21 protein-coding genes, 2 pseudogenes and 1 riboswitch are annotated in these 20,659 nt (G+C 43.9%); of the genes and pseudogenes, 21 read left to right on the top strand and 2 right to left on the bottom strand.

Annotated elements, in window-relative coordinates; all coding sequences use genetic code 11:
* The first annotated feature begins 28 nt into the window (after nt 1-28).
* The 19 genes and pseudogenes from FEFB_RS01235 (at nt 29) to FEFB_RS01140 (ending at nt 16,517) form a co-directional block, all read left to right on the top strand.
* A complete protein-coding gene (locus FEFB_RS01235) occupies nt 29-1,030 on the top strand; it encodes a PhoH family protein (protein ID WP_047974439.1) in 1,002 nt (333 codons plus the stop codon).
* Nucleotides 1,030-1,512, top strand: coding sequence for an rRNA maturation RNase YbeY (gene ybeY, locus FEFB_RS01230; RefSeq protein ID WP_047974438.1), 483 nt, complete (start codon nt 1,030-1,032; stop codon nt 1,510-1,512). The genes FEFB_RS01235 and ybeY overlap by 1 nt, the downstream gene beginning before the upstream one ends.
* Entirely contained in the window at nt 1,490-2,011 is a 522-nt protein-coding gene (locus FEFB_RS01225; RefSeq protein WP_047974437.1) for a diacylglycerol kinase family protein, read from the top strand. The genes ybeY and FEFB_RS01225 overlap by 23 nt, the downstream gene beginning before the upstream one ends.
* 8 nt (nt 2,012-2,019) lie before the next feature.
* Nucleotides 2,020-2,931 (top strand): GTPase Era, encoded by a 912-nt coding sequence (gene era / locus FEFB_RS01220; RefSeq protein ID WP_047974436.1) that lies wholly within the window; start codon nt 2,020-2,022, stop codon nt 2,929-2,931.
* 76 nt (nt 2,932-3,007) lie between these two features.
* Complete coding sequence (recO, locus tag FEFB_RS01215; RefSeq protein ID WP_047974435.1) at nt 3,008-3,793, top strand: DNA repair protein RecO; 786 nt, start codon at nt 3,008-3,010, stop codon at nt 3,791-3,793.
* Nucleotides 3,790-4,752: an asparaginase gene (locus FEFB_RS01210; RefSeq protein ID WP_047974434.1), complete on the top strand. Its 963-nt coding sequence runs from the start codon at nt 3,790-3,792 to the stop codon at nt 4,750-4,752. The genes recO and FEFB_RS01210 overlap by 4 nt, the downstream gene beginning before the upstream one ends.
* A gap of 130 nt (nt 4,753-4,882) precedes the next feature.
* Nucleotides 4,883-6,115, top strand: a complete 1,233-nt coding sequence (glyA, locus tag FEFB_RS01205) for a serine hydroxymethyltransferase (protein ID WP_047974433.1) — start codon at nt 4,883-4,885, stop codon at nt 6,113-6,115.
* Nucleotides 6,116-6,190: 75 nt separating this feature from the next.
* On the top strand, nt 6,191-6,733 hold the full coding sequence (locus FEFB_RS01200) for a 5-formyltetrahydrofolate cyclo-ligase (RefSeq protein WP_047974483.1): 543 nt from the start codon (nt 6,191-6,193) through the stop codon (nt 6,731-6,733).
* 142 nt (nt 6,734-6,875) lie between these two features.
* Nucleotides 6,876-8,213, top strand: coding sequence for a Y-family DNA polymerase (locus FEFB_RS01195; RefSeq protein ID WP_047974432.1), 1,338 nt, complete (start codon nt 6,876-6,878; stop codon nt 8,211-8,213).
* Entirely contained in the window at nt 8,206-8,604 is a 399-nt protein-coding gene (locus FEFB_RS08870) for a hypothetical protein (protein ID WP_047974431.1), read from the top strand. The genes FEFB_RS01195 and FEFB_RS08870 overlap by 8 nt, the downstream gene beginning before the upstream one ends.
* Nucleotides 8,591-8,851 (top strand): hypothetical protein, encoded by a 261-nt coding sequence (locus tag FEFB_RS01185; protein ID WP_047974430.1) that lies wholly within the window; start codon nt 8,591-8,593, stop codon nt 8,849-8,851. Before FEFB_RS08870 ends, FEFB_RS01185 begins: the two co-directional genes overlap by 14 nt.
* Nucleotides 8,852-8,985: 134 nt before the next feature.
* On the top strand, nt 8,986-10,809 hold the full coding sequence (spxB, locus tag FEFB_RS01180) for a pyruvate oxidase (protein WP_047974429.1): 1,824 nt from the start codon (nt 8,986-8,988) through the stop codon (nt 10,807-10,809).
* A gap of 116 nt (nt 10,810-10,925) precedes the next feature.
* Nucleotides 10,926-11,648 carry a 2,3-diphosphoglycerate-dependent phosphoglycerate mutase gene (locus FEFB_RS01175; RefSeq protein ID WP_047974428.1) on the top strand — a complete coding sequence of 241 codons (723 nt, stop codon included), beginning with the start codon at nt 10,926-10,928 and terminating at the stop codon, nt 11,646-11,648.
* Between the two features lie 232 nt (nt 11,649-11,880).
* Nucleotides 11,881-12,462: pseudogene (locus FEFB_RS08940) on the top strand (nitroreductase family protein); the annotation flags it as partial.
* A 16-nt stretch (nt 12,463-12,478) separates the two neighbouring features.
* Nucleotides 12,479-13,141: an SDR family oxidoreductase gene (locus tag FEFB_RS01160; protein ID WP_047974425.1), complete on the top strand. Its 663-nt coding sequence runs from the start codon at nt 12,479-12,481 to the stop codon at nt 13,139-13,141.
* 469 nt (nt 13,142-13,610) lie between these two features.
* Nucleotides 13,611-14,432 (top strand): 2-keto-4-pentenoate hydratase, encoded by an 822-nt coding sequence (locus FEFB_RS01155; RefSeq protein ID WP_047974424.1) that lies wholly within the window; start codon nt 13,611-13,613, stop codon nt 14,430-14,432.
* 198 nt (nt 14,433-14,630) lie between these two features.
* Nucleotides 14,631-14,736: riboswitch (TPP riboswitch) on the top strand.
* A gap of 277 nt (nt 14,737-15,013) precedes the next feature.
* The gene (thiW, locus tag FEFB_RS01150) at nt 15,014-15,520 is read left to right on the top strand and encodes an energy coupling factor transporter S component ThiW (protein ID WP_047974423.1); all 507 of its coding nucleotides are present in this window, start codon (nt 15,014-15,016) and stop codon (nt 15,518-15,520) included.
* A gap of 59 nt (nt 15,521-15,579) precedes the next feature.
* A complete protein-coding gene (locus FEFB_RS01145; RefSeq protein WP_255360183.1) occupies nt 15,580-16,221 on the top strand; it encodes an HAD family phosphatase in 642 nt (213 codons plus the stop codon).
* Nucleotides 16,218-16,517, top strand: a complete 300-nt coding sequence (locus tag FEFB_RS01140) for a thiamine-binding protein (protein WP_047974421.1) — start codon at nt 16,218-16,220, stop codon at nt 16,515-16,517. The genes FEFB_RS01145 and FEFB_RS01140 overlap by 4 nt, the downstream gene beginning before the upstream one ends.
* A 62-nt stretch (nt 16,518-16,579) precedes the next feature.
* Here FEFB_RS01140 and FEFB_RS01135 read toward each other — a convergent pair whose 3' ends face one another.
* Nucleotides 16,580-17,272 carry a YjjG family noncanonical pyrimidine nucleotidase gene (locus FEFB_RS01135; protein ID WP_047974420.1) on the bottom strand — a complete coding sequence of 231 codons (693 nt, stop codon included), beginning with the start codon at nt 17,270-17,272 and terminating at the stop codon, nt 16,580-16,582.
* Nucleotides 17,273-17,525: 253 nt separating this feature from the next.
* Between FEFB_RS01135 and FEFB_RS01130 the strand changes: the two genes are divergently transcribed.
* Together FEFB_RS01130 and FEFB_RS01125 are read left to right on the top strand one after the other, a co-directional pair.
* Nucleotides 17,526-18,527 carry a YeiH family protein gene (locus FEFB_RS01130; protein ID WP_047974419.1) on the top strand — a complete coding sequence of 334 codons (1,002 nt, stop codon included), beginning with the start codon at nt 17,526-17,528 and terminating at the stop codon, nt 18,525-18,527.
* 126 nt (nt 18,528-18,653) lie between these two features.
* Nucleotides 18,654-19,335 (top strand): annotated as a pseudogene (locus FEFB_RS01125) (type 1 glutamine amidotransferase).
* Between the two features lie 66 nt (nt 19,336-19,401).
* Here FEFB_RS01125 and FEFB_RS01120 read toward each other — a convergent pair.
* Complete coding sequence (locus FEFB_RS01120; protein ID WP_047974418.1) at nt 19,402-20,604, bottom strand: ammonium transporter; 1,203 nt, start codon at nt 20,602-20,604, stop codon at nt 19,402-19,404.
* Nucleotides 20,605-20,659 lie beyond the last annotated feature (55 nt).

The following is a 20,659-nucleotide window of genomic DNA, read 5'->3' as shown; positions in this document are numbered from 1 at the left end:
AAGTTCAACTAAATGAGGTGCGGGATTTTTGACAACGCAAACAGAGAAACTATTCACTTTTGAGAACATTGAACAGCAGACCAAATTAACGGGTCCAAAGGATCAGCTTCTGGTTTTAATGGAAGAGGGTTTGGCCGTTAAAATGCTCGTTCGTGGCAATCAGGTAGCTGTCCAAGGCGATTCGAACCAAGCTTCTTTGGCGCTCGCCGTTTTGGAAGCACTGACACAATTGATTAAGAAACAAATTTCCGTCGGTCCTGCTGACGTTATCTCTGCGATGACAATGGCGAAGCGCGGAACATTGGATTACTTTTCAGATTTGTATAGTGAAAGTATTATCCGCGATAATAAGGGCCGGGCAGTCCGTGTTAAAAATTATGGTCAGCGTCAATATGTCCAGGCGATTCGTAAGAATGATCTAACCTTTGGAATCGGCCCCGCTGGAACTGGAAAAACTTTCTTAGCCGTCGCCATGGCCATCTCAGCCTTAAAGAAGGGTGACGTCGAGCGGATTGTGATTACTCGCCCTGCAGTCGAGGCTGGTGAATCACTTGGGTTCTTACCGGGTGATTTAAAGGAAAAGGTTGACCCCTATATGCGGCCCATTTACGATGCCATGAATTCTTTAGTCGGAGCAGACCATGTTGCTCGTCTTATTGAACGGGGTGTCCTAGAAATTGCACCACTCGCCTATATGCGTGGTCGAACCCTTGATGATGCCTTTATCATTGTCGATGAGGCTCAGAATACGACAAACGCTCAAATGAAGATGATTTTGACGCGTTTGGGCTTTGGCTCTAAGATGGTCGTCAACGGGGACCCATCCCAGATTGACTTACCACATGGTGTTCGGTCTGGGCTGGTGGCTGCTCGCCGGATTCTCCGCGATGTCAACCGTATTGCCTTTATTAACTTTGAGAGTGGTGATGTCGTTCGCCACCCAGTCGTTGGTCTGATTGTTTCCGCCTATGAAGATGCGGATGCTCGACTAGCTGAATTAAAAAACGCACAGAAAGAAGCCAATAACTAATGGATTTAGCATTAATTGATCAGACGAAAGACGGTGTGACACAGTTTCACCAAGACCTCGTCCAATCTGTTTTAAATTATGCTGGTGCCTATCTAGAATTACCAGACAACACTGAGATGTCAGTGACCTTTATGAATAATGATGCCATTCAGGCTTATAATCGCGATTATCGCGGTAAAGACAAGCCAACGGATGTCATTTCTTTTGCCATTGAAGAGGATGGCGATGATAGCCCTGTTCTTCTTGATGAAGAAATGGCCGAAGATATTGCTAAAAATATTGGGGATATTTTGGTCTCCGTTGATATTATCGAGAGCCAGGCGGAATACCTTGGTCACTCCTTTGAACGTGAGCTTGGCTTTCTAGTTGTTCATGGTTTCTTGCACTTAAACGGTTATGATCACATGCTTGGTGATGCCGAAGAAAAAGAGATGTTTGACTTGCAGAGGAAGATTTTAGATGACTACGGACTTACGCGATAACAACCACGATCAGATTGAAGAGACTGATTTTCACCCTAAGTCTGCTGTGGAAGAGTTGGCTGAACAAACCAATCCCAAGGCGCCATCAAGGCGGAACAAAAATTTTTTGATTTCAATGTACCATGCATTGAAAGGGATTTTCTTGGTGGTGATTCGCGAGCGGAATATGCGTTTCCATTTAAGCTTTGCATTCTTTATTTTGGTGCTTGGCCTTTACTTAGGTCTTAACCGATCTGAATGGCTGTGGGTTGTGATTGCGGTCTTTTTGGCTGTTTATGGTGAGTTCTTAAATACGGTGGTGGAAGCCGTCGTAGACCTTGTGGTTGAACGCAAGTACCATCCATTAGCCGGTTTGGTGAAGGATGTTTCGGCCGGAATGGTTTTAGTCGCTGTTGGTGCTGAGTTGATTATCTTAGCTCTGATTTTCCAGCCACACATCTGGCATTACTTTGGGATTGAAACGAACTTCTCTCGTTTCGTCCACCGTTTGAAAGGATAACTTATTTTATGACAAATCCAGGATTTAAATCAGGTTTCGTTGCCATTATTGGTCGGCCAAACGTTGGAAAGTCGACTTTATTGAATCGCATTGTTGGTGAAAAAATTGCCATCATGTCGAATAAGGCGCAGACTACCCGAAATAAGATTCAAGGTATTTATACAACCAATGAGGCCCAGGTGGTTTTTATCGATACACCGGGTGTTCATAAGCCCCAAAATTCTTTGGGTGACTATATGGTTAAATCAGCTTTCTCAGCCTTGCACGAGGCAGATGCTATTTGGTTTGTTGTTGATGCAAGCCAAAAGCGGGGCGGGGGTGATAACTATATCATCGACCGTTTGAAGGAAGTAACGAAGACACCGATTTATTTGCTGGTCAACAAGGTCGATTTGTTGCCTAAGGAAGAACTGTTCGAGGTCATCCAGTCGTATCAAGAGGATGCACCGGCCTGGAAGGAAATTTTCCCGATTTCGGCAACAGAAGGGGATAATGTTCCCGAGCTGTTGGAAACGGTCATCGGTGATTTGAATGAAGGACCACAATACTTCGATTCAGATCAGTTGACGGATCACCCGGAACGCTTCGTTATCTCCGAATTAATTCGTGAAAAAGTTTTGCAATTAACTAAACAAGAAGTCCCACATTCCGTGGCGGTTGTGATTGATAAAATTTCCTCTGATGATGATGGTTTGGTTAGCATCCAGGCTTCAATTATCGTCGAGCGTGCCAGTCAAAAGAACATCGTGATTGGTAAGCAAGGCCGAATGGTTAAAGAAATTGGTACACGAGCACGGAAAGATATTGAGCGCCTGCTTGGTTCTAAGGTCTTTTTGGAAACCTGGGTTAAGGTTGAGGAACGTTGGCGTGATCGACCACAGGCTTTGCAAAGCTTTGGCTACCGTAAGGATGATTTTTAAACCGTTTTACCAGCACAATAGCTGAGCAGACAACCATCAGCTTGATGGTTGTTTTTTTATGGAAAGGAGGGCCGTGATGGCATTGATTGAAGGTCTCGTCTTGTATACACGGCCTTACCGAGATAATGATCTGCTGGTTCGAGTTTTTACGAAGGAACAGGGAATAATGACTTTGATGGCTCGTGGGGCCAAGAAGGCAAAGTCAAAAGTTGGTTTTGCCTGTCAGGCCTATTCCTGGACGATTTTCGATGGCGCTTATCCAAAAAATAATACCGGTTTGGGCTTTATTAATGATGTGCAAGACAGTCATCCTTATAAAAATGTGGTTGGGGACATCAATGTGAGTGCCTATGCAGCGCTAATTGTAAAGCTCTTGGATTTAGCCTTGGAAGAGGGAAAATCAGAACCGGAATGGTATGAGAAAACGTTGGTGGGGTTTGAAAAACTCAATGAACAGGTGGACCCTCAAGTTATTACCAATATTTTTGAATTACAGCTGTTGCCCGCTTTTGGTGTGGCACCAAACTGGCAGGCTGATCCGATTTCCGGTGCTGTGATGGGAGTCTTTGACTATTCTGAAAAATATAACGGTATCATTGAACGGTCACATTTTGACCTTGATGATCAACGGTTAAACTTGGACCAGAAAGTCGTCTATTATTTACGGCAATTTTCAGCAATTGACATGAATAAGATTGCTAAGGTAACCTTATCTTTGATGACCAAGCGCGGCATTCAACGGGTGATTGATTATCTTTATGACCGAGAAGTCGGGTTGAAGCCAAAGGAAAAGGTCTTCATTCAAAAAATGGCTGCTTTTGAAGGGCAGCTGACCATTAAGGCGCGAAAGGGAAAGCCATGAAAAGAATTTTAGTTTTACATACTGGTGGGACGATTGCCATGCACGAGGATGTTGATGGTGATGTTGAACAGGGTGCACAAAACCCATTAAATGATGCCCACCTCGATTTACCCGAAGTGGAATTGACGACTGAAAACATTTTTAATTTGCCGTCCGAACATATTACCCCAACTCATATGTTGGCCCTCTATAACCGTCTCAAGGATGCGGAACAAGATTTTGACGGGGTAGTCATCACGCACGGGACGGATACGTTGGAAGAGACCTCATTCTTCTTGGATGGAACACTTTCCTTTGAAATTCCAATTGTCATGACCGGTGCTATGCGGTCCTCCAACGAATTGGGCTCCGATGGTTTATATAATTTCCAATCGGCCTTGCGCGTGGCCATCGATGAGCAGTCAAAAAATCGGGGTGTCATGGTTGTTTTAAATGATGAAATTCATGCTGCCCGGTTTGTGACGAAAACACATGCAACGAACGTTGCCACCTTTGCCTCACCGATTTCTGGGGCGATGGGTATGGTTAATAAACGTAAAATTCTCTTCTTTTACGACCTGCCATATAAGCAAACTTATCCAATTAAAGCCGTTGATAAAAGAATTCCGGTTATGAAAGCCTATGCCGGGATGGATGGCCATATTCTGAGTCTTTTAGCTGACTCAGGCATTGATGGCATCGTGATTGAAGCACTTGGAGCAGGAAACTTGGGCGAGGATGCTGCCCTTGGGGTTTTGAAACTCTTGGATGCTGGCATTCCTGTTGTGATTGTTTCGCGGTCCTTTAAGGGCATTGCGGAGCCGGTTTATGATTACCTTGGTGGTGGCGTGCAGCTCGAAAAGGCCGGGGCTATCTTCGCATCGGCCGTTAATGGGCAAAAGGCCCGACTAAAACTCTTGATTGGTCTGGAAAATCAGCTAAACACGAACGATTTAAATAATTACTTGCACGAATTTTAATAAAAGTCGTACTTATGCTAGACTATCGCAATAAATATTTGCTATAATAACTTTACACTAGTCAATCAGCTGACTGGCTAGCTGATGTTGTTTGATTTAGTGAAAGAAGATGCCCAGGAGAGCTTAAATCATGAATTTTACTGACCAAGACCCATTGATTTTTTCAGCCATTCAACAAGAAGGTGCCCGGCAAAACCGGACAATCGAATTGATTGCTTCTGAAAACTTTGCTTCAAAAGCCGTTCGTGCCGCTCAAGGTTCGGTATTGACGAACAAGTACGCAGAAGGATATCCCTACAAGCGTTACTATGGTGGAACGGAATACGTTGATATCGTTGAACAAGCTGCGATTGATCGTTTGAAGGAATTGTTTGGTGCAGAATATGCCAATGTGCAACCACATTCTGGTTCACAGGCAAACGCAGCAGCCTACATGGCCTTTTTGAAGCCAGGTGATACAATTTTGGGTATGGATTTGGATGCTGGTGGTCACTTGACTCACGGAGCCAAGGTAAGTTTTTCTGGTAAGGTTTACCATTCAGAAACTTACGGTTTGGATTCAGAAACTGAAACTTTGGACTATGATGCCATCATGGCACAAGCCAAGGAAGTCAAGCCACAGATGATTGTGGCTGGTGCATCTGCTTATTCACGAACAATCGACTTTAAGAAGTTCCGTGAAATCGCCGATGAAGTTGGGGCCTACTTGATGGTTGATATGGCTCACATTGCTGGTTTGGTTGCAGCTGGTTTGCACCAAAATCCAGTTGGCATTGCTGATGTCGTGACATCAACAACCCACAAGACTTTGCGTGGCCCACGTGGTGGGGTAATCTTGTCACAAGAAAAATACGCAAAGCAAATTAATTCAGCTATCTTCCCTGGTTCACAGGGTGGACCTTTGGAACACGTGATTGCTGCCAAGGCTGTTGCCTTTGGTGAAGCATTGCGTCCAGAATTTAAGGACTATGCAAAGCAAATCATCAAGAACTCACAGGCAATGGTTGCAGTCTTTGAAAAGACTGACGACATCCGTGTTGTTGCTGGTGGTACTGATAACCATCTCTTTAACTTGGATTTGACGAAGACTGATTTGACTGGTAAGGAAACACAAGAATTGTTGGATCGTGTCTCAATCACGACGAACAAGGAAGCCTTGCCAAATGAACAGCGCAGTCCATTTATTACTTCTGGAATTCGTATTGGAACACCAGCCATCACGACTCGTGGTTTCGATGAAAACGATAGTGCTGAAGTTGCCCGTTTGATTGTGGAAGCAATTCACAACCATGACGATGAAAAGGCATTAAAGGACATTAAGAAGCAAGCAGAACGCTTGGCAATGGCACACAAGTTGCCGTAATGACCAATAATGGTATAGAATGATGAAAAGCTGTTAATGCAGCTTTTTTTCTTTGAATCCGCTGGAGGTGAACAAATGCCTGACAAAAAGACGATTCGCCAGGAACAAAAAGCCAAGTTGAAGGCCTTGAGCCCGCTAGCAAAGGCTGAACAAGAAGAACAGTTATATCAAAAACTGTTTCAACAACCAGCCTGGCTTCAGGCACAAACTGTCGCGGTGACGGCATCGCTTCCTTTTGAAGTGGAGACAACACCGATTATGGAGGCCGCCTGGCAGGCTGGTAAAACGGTTGGCTTGGCGAAGGTGGTTGATCGAGAATTAACCTTTGTTAAAATCAGTGCCGACAGTGCCCTGACAGCTGGTGAAAGTTTTGGTATTTTGGAGCCCGAAAATGGTCAGGAACTGAAGAAATCAGCGATTGATTTGGTCTTAGTACCAGGGCTCGCCTTTAGCGATGCCGGCCTCCGAGTCGGTTTTGGTGGCGGTTATTATGACCGTTTTCTTGCCGATTACGAGGGGGAAAGTATCAGTCTCGCTCTAGCAGAACAAAGGCGGGTTGATTGGGTACCTGACAACTTTGATGAAGTGGTCGGCCAGGTTTTGGGCCCTGGCAAATGAGTGATTGTGACATAAAATTTTGATGAGAGACTTAACGTTAATGTTAGGTCTTTTTCTTAGCAAATTTTTACTGATTTTTTTCTTGCTAAAGCGAACATCTGTTCGTATAATAAAAACAGACTTAACAGGAGGAATCCGTCGGATGACGACTAATGATTTTTCAAAAATTTATCAAAGTGAAGAGCGGCGGGTTGTCTTTCTAATCGATTCAAAAAGCTTTTATGCCAGTTGCGAAGCGGTTGAACGAGGGTTAAATCCGCTGAAGGCCATGCTGGTAGTGATGTCACACCAGGAAAATGATACCGGGGGGTTAGTGCTGGCCTCATCGCCAATGGCTAAGAAGCGACTGGGGATTTCCAACGTTACCAGACAAAAGGATGTTCCAGATGTTCCTGGCCTAATCAAGGCGGAGCCGCGGATGAACCTTTATATCAAAAAAAACTTAGTGATTAATGCCATCTACCAACAATACGTTGACGATGACCACTTGTTACCATATTCCATTGATGAATCAATTTTAGATATCACTGATTTTTGGCACCTCTTTGGCAAGAGCCCAAGAGAAGTTGCGCAAAAAATTCAACGGCAAGTCCTGGCCGAAATGGGGATTTACCTTTCAGTTGGCATCGGGGATAGTCCGGTTTTAGCCAAATTAGCCTTGGATTTAGAAGCGAAAAAGGCGCCACACCTGCTGGCTGAGTGGCACTATGAGGACGTATCGAAAAAGTTGTGGCCCGTGACAAACTTTGGTCATGTTTGGAGTATTGGGTCACAAACGGCACAAAAATTGCAGCGGTGGGGCATTGCAAGCATTGGCGATTTAGCCAAACAAAACCCATATGTTCTCAAAGAACGGCTGGGACTAATGGGTGAGCAACTTTATGCCTTGGCCTGGGGCATTGACCGGTCTGATTTGACAGAAAAGATTACGCCAAAAGATAAGTCCTATGGGAACTCACAAGTTTTACCAGAAAATTACCATGATGCAGCGGCCATCCAAGTGGTGGTGCAAGAAATGGCAGATCAAGTAGCAAGTCGCCTCCGGGCGCACCAACAACAAGCAACCCTGGCATCACTTTACTTGGGTTATGCTGACCAAGGAATCGCTTTTAACACCCGCCACAATCCTAAAACGGGCCTGCACCAGACCATTCGCATCGAGCCAACAAATCGTAGTCAAACCTTGATGGCCGTTTTGAAGCGCATTTTTCAGGAAAATTGGTCGGGTGACCCAGTTCGCTATATTGGGATTTCTTTTTCCGGCTTATCGAGTGAAAGCGTGCAAGAAATTTCACTCTTTGACAAGGCTCCTAGTCCAACTGACCAGGAGGAAGATCCGGTTGATACGGTTGTTGACCAAATTCGTCGTCGCTTTGGGGCGGCGAGCCTGGTCCGTTCAATTTCGCTAGAAAAAGGGGCTACGGCGATTAGCCGGGCTAATTTGGTTGGGGGCCATAATGGGGGGAATGCTTATGAGTAAGAATTTTTCTGCTAATCCAGACTGGTTAGCGACCGTCACTGGCTACTTTGACCATGATTATCGCGAGCGAGGGAAGGTCAAGTGGAATGGCTTTTTTCTTTCGGATCATACTGCGGGATTGAAAAATCAGAAAACGGATCAAGACCAGGCAGATCAGACGAAGTTGCATGAGGCCATGTCGTATGAGCAAATGCAGCAGGTGGTTGCTTTGGCTTATCGGAATTCACAACGATTGGTTGTCCAAGCGAACAGTTTCGATATCGAAGGCCGGGCCAGTCCTGTAGAAGTTGGCCGGGTAACAGGCTTTTTTGCGGATGGTTTTTACTTAGACAGAGAACCAAAAAATTGGGAAGACTTGCAGTTTGTGGAGGTTAATCATGGTCGAAAATGAATTGATAACTGAAATTTTAAAGGAAATGACACCATTATTTAAACGGGCTAAAAATACTGTTTACGAATTGCGAGTGGTGGACCAGCGGTATGCCGGACAAGTTAATTTTTTCTTTGAGTGGAATCAAGTTGGTCGCTCAACCATTTCTCGTCAAATCTTAACCGTTCCCAGACGGCGGGTGAAAGATTTGGAAGGACTGATTACGGCTTTGAAGTCCAAAACTATGGTGAAGGTGACGTTGGTATAATCGCTGGCAAATCAGCATTAGGCATCTTTTTATTAATAATTGTCTGTTGAATGTTACAACTGCGCAAAATCTTTTACATCTTTGTAAAACAAGGTTATAATATGGCTATAGCAAAGTAGAACAGGAGATGTCTTATGTCAGTAACAGGAAACACAGTTCCAGCAAGCATCGCAATGTTAAAGGTGCTTGAAGATTGGGGTGTTGATCACCTCTTTGGCTATCCTGGGGGTTCGTTTAACTCCACCATGGCAGCCCTCGCAGAGCGAAAAGAACAAATTCACTATATTCAAGTTCGCCATGAACAAGTTGGTGCTTTGGCAGCCGCAGCGGATGCTAAACTCACAGGTAAAATCGGCGTTGCCTTCGGATCGGCTGGACCTGGAGCCACAAACTTGTTAACGGGTCTTTATGATGCCAAGGAGGACCATGCACCTGTTTTGGCTCTTGTTGGTCAAACGCCACGCGCGGTTATGAACTCACACTTTTTCCAAGAATTCAACGAAGATCCAATCTTTGAAGATGTATCCGTTTATTGCCGAACTGTCATGACGGCTGAAAGTTTGCCACACGTGGTCGATCAGGCCATTCGTGAAGCCTACAAGCATCAGGGTGTCGCAACGGTGATTATTCCAAACGACTTGGGCTACGAACAAATTCCAGATATCGCTTATGGTTCCCATGGATCCACAGATGATAAAAAGACGCCACAGCCAGAACCAACCGCTGCCGAAGTTGATCAATTCTTAGCATTGGTTAAGGAAGCCAAGCGACCAGTTATTCACGTTGGTCGTGGAATTCAAGAAGGTGGTGACGCCCTGATTGAATTATCAAAGAAATTGCAAATTCCTTTGGTTATGACCGGTTTGGCAAAAGGCTATGTTGATGAAAGCTATGCAGGAAACTTGGGCATGGCCAACCGTGCTGCCTCAAAGGCTGCCGATGAAATCATGGCGAGCGCTGATTTGTTGATTGCCATTGGGGCTGATTTCCCATTTGCCAAATTAGTGTACACGACTCATCCGTTTAAGTTCGTTCAAGTCGATAACGACCGAACAGAGCTTGGCCGCCATCATAACCTCGATTTGGGTATCTGGTCGGATGCAACTGCTTTTGTACAGGCTGCCTTAGACCGTAGTGAACAAGCACCAGAATCCGCATTTTTCAAGGCCGCTTGTGCCGATAAGGAAAATTGGTTTACTTACCAAAAGCAATTGCAAGATGATATTCGTGAGCCGCTTCGAGCCGAACCAATTTACAAAGAAATTAACCGTGTTGCTGACCCGGATGCCATTTTTGCCATTGATATTGGTGATAATATCATTAACTCCTTCCGTCATTTGCATGTGACGCCAAAGAATAAGTTCGTGATTTCTGCCATCTTTGCTTCTATGGGTTCTGGACTACCAGCTGCTTTGGCTGGCCAATTGTCATACCCTGGTCGCCAAGTTTGGAATATCGCTGGTGATGGTGCCTTCTCAATGATTATGCAAGATTTGCTGACCGAGAAGAAGTATGATTTGCCAATTATTAATGTTATTACGGCCAACAAGACGTTGAACTTTATTAAGAGTGAACAAGATGATGTGGCCATGCATCATTCAGGAATTGATCTTGCTGATCAAAACTTTGCCATGATTGCCCAGGGAATGGGTGTTGAATCAGTGACGGTTACCAAGGCCAGTGAATTACCAGCAGCCTTTGATCAAGCGATTGAGGTCACGAAGGCTGGTCGACCATTCTTGATTGAAGCTAAAATTTCAGATGCCCGTTCGCTGCCTGTCGAAGAATTACAATTAAAGCAAACAGACCAAGGCATGGAAGAAACGCTCAACCCAACTTATAACAGTAACCTTGATTTGCAACGACCAAGTTCGGTTCGTGAATTTTTAGATTCATACGATGGTCAAAACTTGAAAACACTTCCAGAATTCTTTGAAGAATACGGTGTTGAATGGTAAACGTATAAGCTGACTTATTATAAAAGTCTTCTTTTGAAGGCTTTTTATTTTGTTTATAGAAGGCATTGCCTGCTTAAAGAGAATCGGTGTAAAATAGAGCGCAAAGGAGCTTGATTATGCCAAAACTTGTTTTACTACGTCACGGTCAAAGTGAATGGAACCAGTCTAACCGCTTTAATGGTTGGATCGATACTTATTTGTCTGCAACTGGCAAAAAACAAGCACAGGATGCCGGGCAGGCGCTTTTAAAACAGGAGATTCATTTTTCCCGGGCCTATAGCTCAGTTCTTAGTCGGACGATCATGACCATTAATCGCATCTTAGATGAATTAGGTCAATCATATATTCCGCTAACGAAGTCTTGGCGGTTAAATGAACGCCATTATGGCATATTGCAGGGTGAGGATAAGGATGCTATGCGTGCCAAGTATGGTAAAGAGCAGGTCCAAATCTGGCGACGGTCTTATTCTGTCTTGCCACCAAAACAGCCGGCATATGATCCAACAGTTACCATTGATGGCCGAACTTATCCAGCTTTTGATCGCCGTTATGCACGGGTGCCTTATGGCCTTTTGCCACTCAGTGAGAATATTCAAAGTACTGAAGTCCGAGTTCGACCACTTTTTGAAGATGAGATTGTGCCACGGTTGCGTGCGGGAGAAGATGTTTTGATTGTTGCTCATGGAACGTCCGTCAGAGCTTTGACCAAGCTCATTGAGGGTTTGACACCGGAACAGGTAACTAAGGTCGAAATTCCAAACGGCGAACCAATTATTTATGAATTTGATAAAAGTTTATCTGCTTATAAAAAGGAAATTGTGCGCTCTTCTTTCAAATAATTTTAAAAATCAGTTCTGATTTCTTTATGCCATTTGTTGTATTTTTAAAAATAGCACATATGATTATTAACTATACCAATCAAAGAGAAAGTTGAATTATTATCAACAAATAGAGATAATGTTCCTAACAAATATTTAAAGAAATTGGAGTCCCTACCAAATGAATTTTCAAACTGTTGTGAATGGTCGGAGTTCCATTCGGTGGTTTCAAGATTGAGAAGTTTCCACGAAAGCGCTACAGGAGATTGTTGAAACGGTACAGAAAGTACCGTCTTTTGTGAACTCGCAACCAGTCCGAGTGGTGATTGCCACTGGCAATACCTTGGCAGCTATTCGAGCACAACACTTACAATCCGTTTTGAACCAAGCACCGAGTCAATTAGTCTTGCCATATCAGCCAATTCCAGAGTGGGACGATTGCGCCAAGGCCAATATCGTGGGTTGGTTTGCTGGTACCAAGGAACAAATTGGTGATGATTGAGGTACAATGATGGGGAAGGCAGGTGCCAACCTCTATAATGCTCAGGCAATCGTTTACTTAACTTTGCCTAAAGATTATCCTGATTGGTCATTGGTTGATTGGGGTGCCTTTTCAGAAGCATTGGTGCTGTCGGTCCAAGATGCAGGTGTTGATTCTTTGCCAGACTATGAATTCGTTAAATTTGCTAATGATTTAATGGCACCGCTCAAGTTAACAGATGACCAACAGGTTGTAATGGGCGTTGGGCTCGGTTATCGTGATGAAGATAGTTTGTTAAATCAAATTCGTTCTGGTCGCATGGACACGAAAAGTATTTTGACAATTTTGGATTAAGTGAAGGGAGATTTTGATGACAAAGACACTTGTGATTGGTGCACACGGTAAAGTTGGTCAAATTTTGGTTCAAGATTTAGCTAAAAATCAGCGGGAGGTTTTAGCGGCCTTTCGGAATAAAGACCAATTGCAAACAGTGGCTGATTTAGCCGGTGTTGAGGGAGTTTATTTTGACCTCGATAGCGACGAACAAGCGATGACCCAATTTTTCATCGACCACCAAGTTGGTCAAATTGTTTTCACGGCAGGTGCCGGAGGCAAGGGTGGCATCGAACGAACGGTAGAAGTTGATTTGGACGGCGCCATTAAAACGATGATTGCAGCCAAAAAAGCTAGTGTTGCCCACTATGTGATGGTTTCAGCTGCTGGAGCAGATGACCGCAGTCGGTGGTCTGCATCCGGTATTTATCATTACTTTATGATGAAGCACTATGCTGATTTGTATTTGCAAAATTCCGGTTTGGATTATACGATTGTTCGCCCAGCGCTGCTTTTGGACACTGCTGGTACTGGAAAGGTTTCATTGAATGTCGACTTTTCTGGTCCAAAGGAAGATTTGCAAATTCCGCGAGCAGATGTTGCTGCTTTTGTCACAGCGGTATTAGCTCATCCTGAACAATCAGCTAATCAAATCTATGATTTAACAGCTGGTCATCAAAACATTCAAAATATTTTTTGATTTCAAATGAAGCCGAGGGGAGACCCTTGTTTTTTTTATTTAAATTAAAAATAAATGATAAAAGGGTTGACATTCAATCATAAAGTTGTAGACTACGAATCAACAGATAGAAAAAATAAGCGATAATAAGAAATGTCTGAGTGAGAAAATGATTAGAGAACGCCTGTTTGGTGAAAGGGCGTCGTTTTCAAACTTAAAGACGATCATTCTTTAGCTAGTGGGCTGAATGAAGTAAGCCTCGCTCGGTTGGTACCGTTATCAAACCGGCGTATCGCCTTTTTCGGGTCGTACGTTTGAGGTTGGACTTTGCCGTTCAACAAATTAAGGTGATACCGTGCGTAAGCGCCCTTAACAACGATTTTTTCGTGGTTGAGGGCGCTTTTTTATCTGCTGATTTTTTTAGAAAAGGAGGGCACCGTGAAGTTTCGTACCGTCGTGAGCTGTTTGTATACTGAAAGGAGCATGAAATATGACAATGACTGAATTGAAGACCAAGGTGAAGGTAGTACCAGCAAAGCAAGAGGACAAATTGGCGCAGGCCCTCTATCATGCTTATCAAGAACGTCAACCGCTTGAGATGACTGAATGGGAGAAGGTTGTCAGCAATGATCAAACTGCCTATGCAGTGCAAGACCAATTGATGGAATTGAAAAATCAGCCACTTGGGGGTTACAAGGTCAGTTTGACTAGCCAAGAAACTCAAGATATGTTCGATTCAAACGAACCACTGTACGGGGCTCAGGTGCAGAACCATTTTGTGCAGTCACCAGCCAATCTTTCGTTGAAGAGCGATTTATTGGACCCATTGGCAGAAGTGGAATTGGTCTTCAAGGCCAAGGAAGACTTGCAAGTTACCGATTCTTTGGAAGATTTGCGTCGTAAAACGACTGTAGCAGCTGGTGTGGAAGTACCTGATGCCCGGTTTACGGACTGGTTTCCATCTTTGAGCAAGTACTTAGTCATGGCAGATGCAGCGGTTGGCGGTTTTGTGGTTTATGGACCAGAACGAGAAAGTACATCTTTGACCGTTGCTGAATTTGAGGATGTGAAGGCCTATTTGGCCCATAATGGCGAAGTGGTGGCTGAGGGAAGTTCAGCCGAAGTTTTGGGTAATCCACTTAAATCGTTGCAATGGCTAGTTAAAAAATTGGCAGCGCAAGGAAAGACCTTGCATGTGGGGGAACGAGTTTCCTCAGGAACCTTCCTATTGCCCCCACACCTAACGGAAGGAACCTGGACAGCTAGCTTTAACCATGATTTTGCAGACGTTGTGGTGGCAGTTAGTAAATAAGCAAACAATTTTGAAATATCAGACAGAATAGTTGTCTTTTTCCGCTAAAATGAGTATAATCGTTCTCGTTGGGTAATGAGGGTTACCATTATGTTGATAACCTTCATTGTTCAGTCACCCTTTTTAGTGGTTCCAAATTGTTTGTTTCAGTAAACAACAATTGGCCGCACCAATAAATTGGGCGGCCCTTATTTTGAATAAAATCGATCGGGGAGTTTGTGTAACAGACTGAGAGGATGGTAAACCATTGACCCGAACACCTGAACCGGATAATGCCGGCGGAGGAAATCGTATCACTTTTGTAATCGAGGGCTCCGTTTTGGGGTGCTCGATTTTTTCTTTTAAATGAGAAAGGAGTGGTAGTGAATAATTCACGGTGATTTTACCGTGACAGGATGAAGGGGAGCGCCTTGATTCTGAAAAAACAGCGATGGGAAGCCGTGTTCCGGCGTGAGAGGAGACCAATTAGTCTCGACCGAACTTTCTACTAGACAGGGTCTGCCTGACTGGTTTAACCGCAAAAGTGGGAAAGGAGCGCTGTTTTTTTGCTACCCCACTGATTTTAAAAGGAGCGTTTTCAAATGAAGACACAGAAAAAATTATCAACGAAGAAGATGCTAGTAACGGCCTTGTTGGCTGCTTTGGCCTATGTTTTAAATAGCTTTGTCTATTTCCCGGCAATGGCACCCTTCCAACACTTCGTTGATGTCTTAGCCGCTGTTTTGGTAGGGCCATGGTATGGCTTGGCTAGTGCCTTAATTTGTGGTATTTTGCGAATGATGTCAGGTCGGACGATTCAAGCCGTGACGGGCGCTATTTTTGGCCCCATTCTTGGTGGCTTGATTTATCGTAAAACCCACAACCTTTACCTGGTTTTCCTTGGTGAAGTGATTGGAACAGGTATTTTAGGGGCGTTAACTTCTTATCCATTGATGAAAATTTTCTATGGCTTGGACGTCCACAAGTGGTATTACTTTGTGCCATATTACACACCAGCTGCCATTGTGGGTGCTGGGATGGGCTTGGCAGTGACCTTAATTTTTCAGAAGACGGGGCTGCTCAAACGAATGCACGCGAGCTTGGACTAAATAACAACGGCATTTAGAACAAGTCTGGTAAGGGGAGAGTGAGCGATGAGCGGTAAGGAATATTTGATTTTGACCTCGATGGCACATTAGTTGATTCCATGCCTTTTTGGGAGGATTTAGCAACTGAATTGCTTCACCGACATGGCATTGATCAGCTACCAGCAGACTTGCATGACCGGATTCAAACCATGACTTTGACGAATTCGGCCGTCTTTATACAAGAACTATTTGTCTTACCCGTTACTGCTGAAAGTTTGGCGCAGGAAATGCGAGTTTTGATGGACCAACACTATCGAAATGATGTTCCGCTTAAGGTGGGGGTATATGCGTACTTACAAGGCATGCACAAAAATGGTCGCAAAATTGTTCTGGCAACCGCTAGTAGCTCGGCGTTAGCCAAAGACTGTCTTCGCCGTCTGAAATTACTGCCGTTTTTTGACTTTGTTTTTTCCTGTGAAGATGTTGGGCAGGATAAAACGCAACCCACAATTTACCAGGCTGCTGCACAATATTTTGGCCAGCAACCGAACAAGATTGCAGTCTACGAGGACGCACTGTATGCGGCTTCAACTGCAAAGAGATCGGGTTTTCTTGTGATTGGTGTCTATGACCATCAGTCAAAGGAAGAGTGGACTGATTTACAAAATTTAGCAGATGAAACGATTGATTTTGCGACTGTAGTAAAAGGAGAAAATAAATGAGTGCAAGTGTAGCGATTCAGGTCTTACCAGCAGCCGAAAATGACCATGAGTTGTGCCGGATGGTCGATGAGGTAATTGCGTATATTCAAAGTACTGGTTTACGTTATGAAGTTGGTCCCTTTGAAACAACGATTGAAGGCGATGATTACAACCAGTTGATGGACATCGTGAAAGAGTGTCAGCGTGTGGCTGTTCGGGCGGGTGCCAAGAAGGTTTCAGCCTATATCAAGGTTGCCTATCAGCCCGATGGTGAAATTTTAACGATTGATCAAAAAATCGGTAAGTACCAAAAATAAAAAAGTCAGACCCGCAAAGGTCTGACTTTTTTGAGCTGATGATGATAGAAGCGCAGCTTTCATTATTGCAAGAGTGCTTCCAAAGTTGGCAAATCTTCAACTACTTGAGTTGGTTTGATTTCTGACGGGCTTTCTTTGTGATTGGGATTAATCCAAATCGTGTCGAGTTGATAGTTTTGGCCACCCAGGATATCAGAAGTTAAGCCATCCCCAATCATTACTGTATTTTCCTTGGTCATTTGCGGGTTATCTTGGAAAATGCGGTCGAAGAAGGCGGCGTCGGGTTTAGAAGCACCAATCATTTCAGAAGTGAAAATTTGGTCAAAGTACTGGTCTAAGCCAGTTTCCCTGAGGCGAAGGCGTTGAGTAGCGTCTTGGCCATTCGTACCGGCAATAATCGTATATTGATTTTGTAGGTGCTGCAAAATTTCAGTGGCATAGGGCACCATCCGATAATTATGGTCACGCAATGTAGCGTATTCTTGCTCAAGTCGGTCGGCATCATAGTCGATTCCAAGAGCTCCGAGGGTCTTTTTGAAACGCTCTTCAAAAATTTGTTGGCGAGCAATTTCTTTGAATTCGTATTGTTGCCAGAGATGGTGGTTAATCTCTTGATAAGTTTTTAGTGCATGGTCTAAATCAGTGCCTGTTAAGCCTAATTCATTTGAAAAAAGCTGACGAATGGCGGCGACTTCGCCTCCGGTAAAATCCAAAAGGGTGTCATCAAGGTCAAAAATCAAATATTCATCGGTCATGCTACAATCCAACTTTCTATACTATAATTAACTTTAATTATGATAACACGGTGGTTAAAAGACAACCCCTTAATTTTTGTTTTATTTTAAACGAGGGCGTGGTGTGTTGTATCAATTTTAAAAATGATTAAAAATCGACATTTGTTATCAAATTTTAATCTTGATAAGCTTGACCAAGCCCCCCTGGTTAGGTGTTTAATGGGGAAGTAATATTTTTTGTTAAAACGCTAACGAAAGAAGGAATGGTTGTCTGATGAGAATCGAGAAGAAGCATGTTGTTGGGATTGTCCTAGCAGTTGTGGTTTCGCTTTTCGCCCAATTTTTGAGTAAATATTTACCGCAATTGGGAGCCGAAAGTTTGGCCATGATTATTGGGATTTTGTTGGGAAATACTATTTTTGCTGGTGACCAGTATGGTGCTGGGGTTAAGTGGTCAGAAAAATATCCAATTGAGATTGGGATTGCTCTGCTGGGGTCGACTTTGACCTTTAAAACGCTTTCCAAATTAGGATTGAATGGTATTTTCTTTATCATTATTAATATGGTCTTGGTGATTGGGATTGTCTTCTTGCTGGGGAAGTACCTGTTTAAGGTTGACGACAACAGTACGATGTTGATGGGCGCTGGAAATGCCGTCTGTGGTTCAAGTGCTATTGCGGCCGTGGCACCAGTTATTAAGGCCAAGGATGATGATCGCCGAACGGCGGTCGCAACCGTTTCCTTGACGGGTATGCTGCTTTTGCTGACATTGCCAAGTTTGTCACACTTCTTATTTGGCAATAACGATTTATTGCGCGGGGCCCTAGTTGGTGGCACTGTTCAGTCCGTTGGTCAGGTTGTTGGAACAGCTTCCTTGATTAACTCAAACGTTGTGACCTTTGCAACGCTGTTTAAGCTGTTGAGGGTCATTATGTTGGTCTTTGTAGTTGTTTTGTTTGCTTATATCGCTAAGCGGCAAAATGCAAAAGAGGCGGTCGAAGAGGACGAAAATGCTAAAATTACGATTCTACCTTGGTACATCATCGTCTTTGCCATCTTACTGATAGTGAACTCAATCATGGCTTTGCCAGCTCCAATTCACCAGTTTAGTCACACGGTGTCAACTTTCTTTGGCGTGGTCAACTTGGCGGCCATTGGCTTGAACTTGAAGTGGTCAGTTATTAAAAAGAGTGGCGTCAAGTTCCTCATTTTTGGTTTCTTGGTCGGCGCTGTTCAAGTTTTGCTCGCTGTTGTTTTGATTCACTTGTTCTTCTAAATATTCGTTGAAAAATTAGTCCTGACTTAAACCGTCAGGATTTTTTTTGTGTTAGAATAATCGTATTAAGGGCATATGCAGGCGAAACCCGTATCAAATTGCCGTCGAAAAAAGGAGGCTTTTTTGATGCGCATTCATGTTTTGCAACATACACCAAACGAAGGGCCAGGGAGCATTGCTCGTTGGTCGCAAAAAAACAGTCATGAGATGACCGTTCACCACCCAGCTCATTTTCAAGATGTCTTGCCAAAGGCGGAGGATGTTGATTTCTTAGTTATTTTGGGTGGACCAATGAGTCCTAATGATGACTTGCCTTGGATTGCTGAAGAGCGGTCGCTAATTGCACAATTAATGGTTCAGCATAAACCGATTTTTGGGGCATGCTTTGGCGCTCAGCAAATTGCCAAGGTGCTTGGGGGCGAAGTTCTCGATGCTTCCCTATAAGGAAGTTGGTTGGGCACCGGTTAAACGACTTAGTAACCGTATTCCTGGCTTACCAGAAAAAGTAGAAGCACTGCATTGGCATGAACAGATGTTTACTGTACCTGAGCAGGCGGAGATGTTATTCAGTACTGATTTAGTCAAAAATCAGGGCTTTGTGTTCGAAAACGTCTTAGGCTTGCAGTTTCATTTTGAACCGGAGGCGGACAATGTCCGTGAAATGGTTGCTAATGATTGCGAGTACGCCAATGATCCTAAAAATACTTTGCACCAAACGGGTGCTGATATTTTAGCTCACGGTGTTCCAAGCAAAAATCAGGAAATAATGTTCTTGTTGTTGGGCTATCTGCTTGACCAAACAAATTAACTTTAGGCAAAAATAAAAGGGCTGTCATTGATGACAGCCCTTTTATTGTGCATTGATTTAATTGATTTAGTCTTTGATAACGAGTAGGTGAATCAATTTATCGTAACCAGCGCTTTCATCAGCATCGCTTACGCGTAATGGACCAGCAATGACTCGAGTAACGCCTGCCAAAACCAGTGTCCCAATAATGACCAAAGCAAGCGTCACCAAAATGGCGATTGCTTGATGACCTAGCAAGTCCCAGTGGCCTGAAATTAAACCAGCGGCACTACCAGGTAAGTTTTTATCAGCGAAGACACCGGTCAGAAGAGCACCAACGGTACCACCAATTCCGTGAATACCAAAGGCATCCAGGGTATCATCGTAACCGAAGAAGTTCTTAATTGTTGTGATGCTAACAAAACCAAGGACCCCGGCAATCAAGCCCATCACAATGGCTGCCCATGGTTGAACGTAACCAGCTGCAGGCGTGATTGCGACCAAACCAGCTAAGGCACCCGTTACCAGTCCATCGAGTGTGACCTTTTTTTGAATCTGGTAAGCAATTACTCCCCATGAAAGAACAGCTGCTGATGAGGCAACCCATGAGTTAATCAAAGCCACGATGGCTTGGTTGTTAGCAGCTAAAGCTGAACCAGAGTTGAAGCCGAACCAACCAACCCAGAGTAAGAAACCACCAACCAAGACATAAATTGGATTTGTTTGGTGTGGCTTTTGATCGTTGCGTGGACCCAGAATCAAAGCCAATACCAAACCTGTGACACCAGATGAAATGTGAACAACAGTACCACCAGCGAAATCGATGGCACCTAACTTAGCTAAGAAGCCGTTATCCCAAATCATGTGGGCAAGGGGAGCGTAAATGAAAATCAACCATAATGTTAGGAAAGTTAACATTGATTTCAAACGCATCCGACCAACCACTGAACCAGTGATGATGGTAATGGTGATAATTGGGAACATTCCTTGGAAGATGGCAAAGGCGCCATCTGGAATGTTTAAGCCACGTGTAGACCCTGAAAGGGAGACGTGGTTGAGTCCCAAGTAATGTAGGTTTCCAATAAAGGAACCAGATCCACCAAAGGATAAGCTATAACCTAACAGTGCCCAGATGACTGTGGCTAGACCAATCAGCAATACTGATATACCAACTGTATGCAACAAGTTTTTCTTGTCGCCTAATCCTGCGTAAAACAATCCCAATCCTGGGGTCATGATCCAAACCAAAACGGCTGATGTCAGGACCCAAGCAATACTTCCACTATCCATTCGAATTCCTCCAAGTACTGTTTCCCTGCTATTTATTACAGGTCTTATCATACCG

Source organism: Fructobacillus sp. EFB-N1, assembly GCF_001038455.1.
In the GTDB taxonomy this organism is placed as follows: Bacteria; Bacillota; Bacilli; order Lactobacillales; family Lactobacillaceae; genus Fructobacillus; species Fructobacillus cardui.
Note: the sequence above shows the minus strand (reverse complement) of the source record. Positions and strands in the feature narration are given on the sequence as shown.

What these genes read in the sequence shown, in the direction of transcription:
- ybeY (WP_047974438.1), top strand. Translation starts at nt 1,030, where the DNA reads ATGGATTTAGCATTAATTGATCAGACGAAAGACGGTGTGACACAGTTT.
- FEFB_RS01225 (WP_047974437.1), top strand. Translation starts at nt 1,490, where the DNA reads ATGACTACGGACTTACGCGATAACAACCACGATCAGATTGAAGAGACT.
- era (WP_047974436.1), top strand. Translation starts at nt 2,020, where the DNA reads ATGACAAATCCAGGATTTAAATCAGGTTTCGTTGCCATTATTGGTCGG.
- recO (WP_047974435.1), top strand. Translation starts at nt 3,008, where the DNA reads ATGGCATTGATTGAAGGTCTCGTCTTGTATACACGGCCTTACCGAGAT.
- FEFB_RS01210 (WP_047974434.1), top strand. Translation starts at nt 3,790, where the DNA reads ATGAAAAGAATTTTAGTTTTACATACTGGTGGGACGATTGCCATGCAC.
- glyA (WP_047974433.1), top strand. Translation starts at nt 4,883, where the DNA reads ATGAATTTTACTGACCAAGACCCATTGATTTTTTCAGCCATTCAACAA.
- FEFB_RS01200 (WP_047974483.1), top strand. Translation starts at nt 6,191, where the DNA reads ATGCCTGACAAAAAGACGATTCGCCAGGAACAAAAAGCCAAGTTGAAG.
- FEFB_RS01195 (WP_047974432.1), top strand. Translation starts at nt 6,876, where the DNA reads ATGACGACTAATGATTTTTCAAAAATTTATCAAAGTGAAGAGCGGCGG.
- FEFB_RS08870 (WP_047974431.1), top strand. Translation starts at nt 8,206, where the DNA reads ATGAGTAAGAATTTTTCTGCTAATCCAGACTGGTTAGCGACCGTCACT.
- FEFB_RS01185 (WP_047974430.1), top strand. Translation starts at nt 8,591, where the DNA reads ATGGTCGAAAATGAATTGATAACTGAAATTTTAAAGGAAATGACACCA.
- spxB (WP_047974429.1), top strand. Translation starts at nt 8,986, where the DNA reads ATGTCAGTAACAGGAAACACAGTTCCAGCAAGCATCGCAATGTTAAAG.
- FEFB_RS01175 (WP_047974428.1), top strand. Translation starts at nt 10,926, where the DNA reads ATGCCAAAACTTGTTTTACTACGTCACGGTCAAAGTGAATGGAACCAG.
- FEFB_RS01160 (WP_047974425.1), top strand. Translation starts at nt 12,479, where the DNA reads ATGACAAAGACACTTGTGATTGGTGCACACGGTAAAGTTGGTCAAATT.
- FEFB_RS01155 (WP_047974424.1), top strand. Translation starts at nt 13,611, where the DNA reads ATGACAATGACTGAATTGAAGACCAAGGTGAAGGTAGTACCAGCAAAG.
- thiW (WP_047974423.1), top strand. Translation starts at nt 15,014, where the DNA reads ATGAAGACACAGAAAAAATTATCAACGAAGAAGATGCTAGTAACGGCC.
- FEFB_RS01140 (WP_047974421.1), top strand. Translation starts at nt 16,218, where the DNA reads ATGAGTGCAAGTGTAGCGATTCAGGTCTTACCAGCAGCCGAAAATGAC.
- FEFB_RS01135 (WP_047974420.1), bottom strand. Translation starts at nt 17,272, where the DNA reads ATGACCGATGAATATTTGATTTTTGACCTTGATGACACCCTTTTGGAT.
- FEFB_RS01130 (WP_047974419.1), top strand. Translation starts at nt 17,526, where the DNA reads ATGAGAATCGAGAAGAAGCATGTTGTTGGGATTGTCCTAGCAGTTGTG.
- FEFB_RS01120 (WP_047974418.1), bottom strand. Translation starts at nt 20,604, where the DNA reads ATGGATAGTGGAAGTATTGCTTGGGTCCTGACATCAGCCGTTTTGGTT.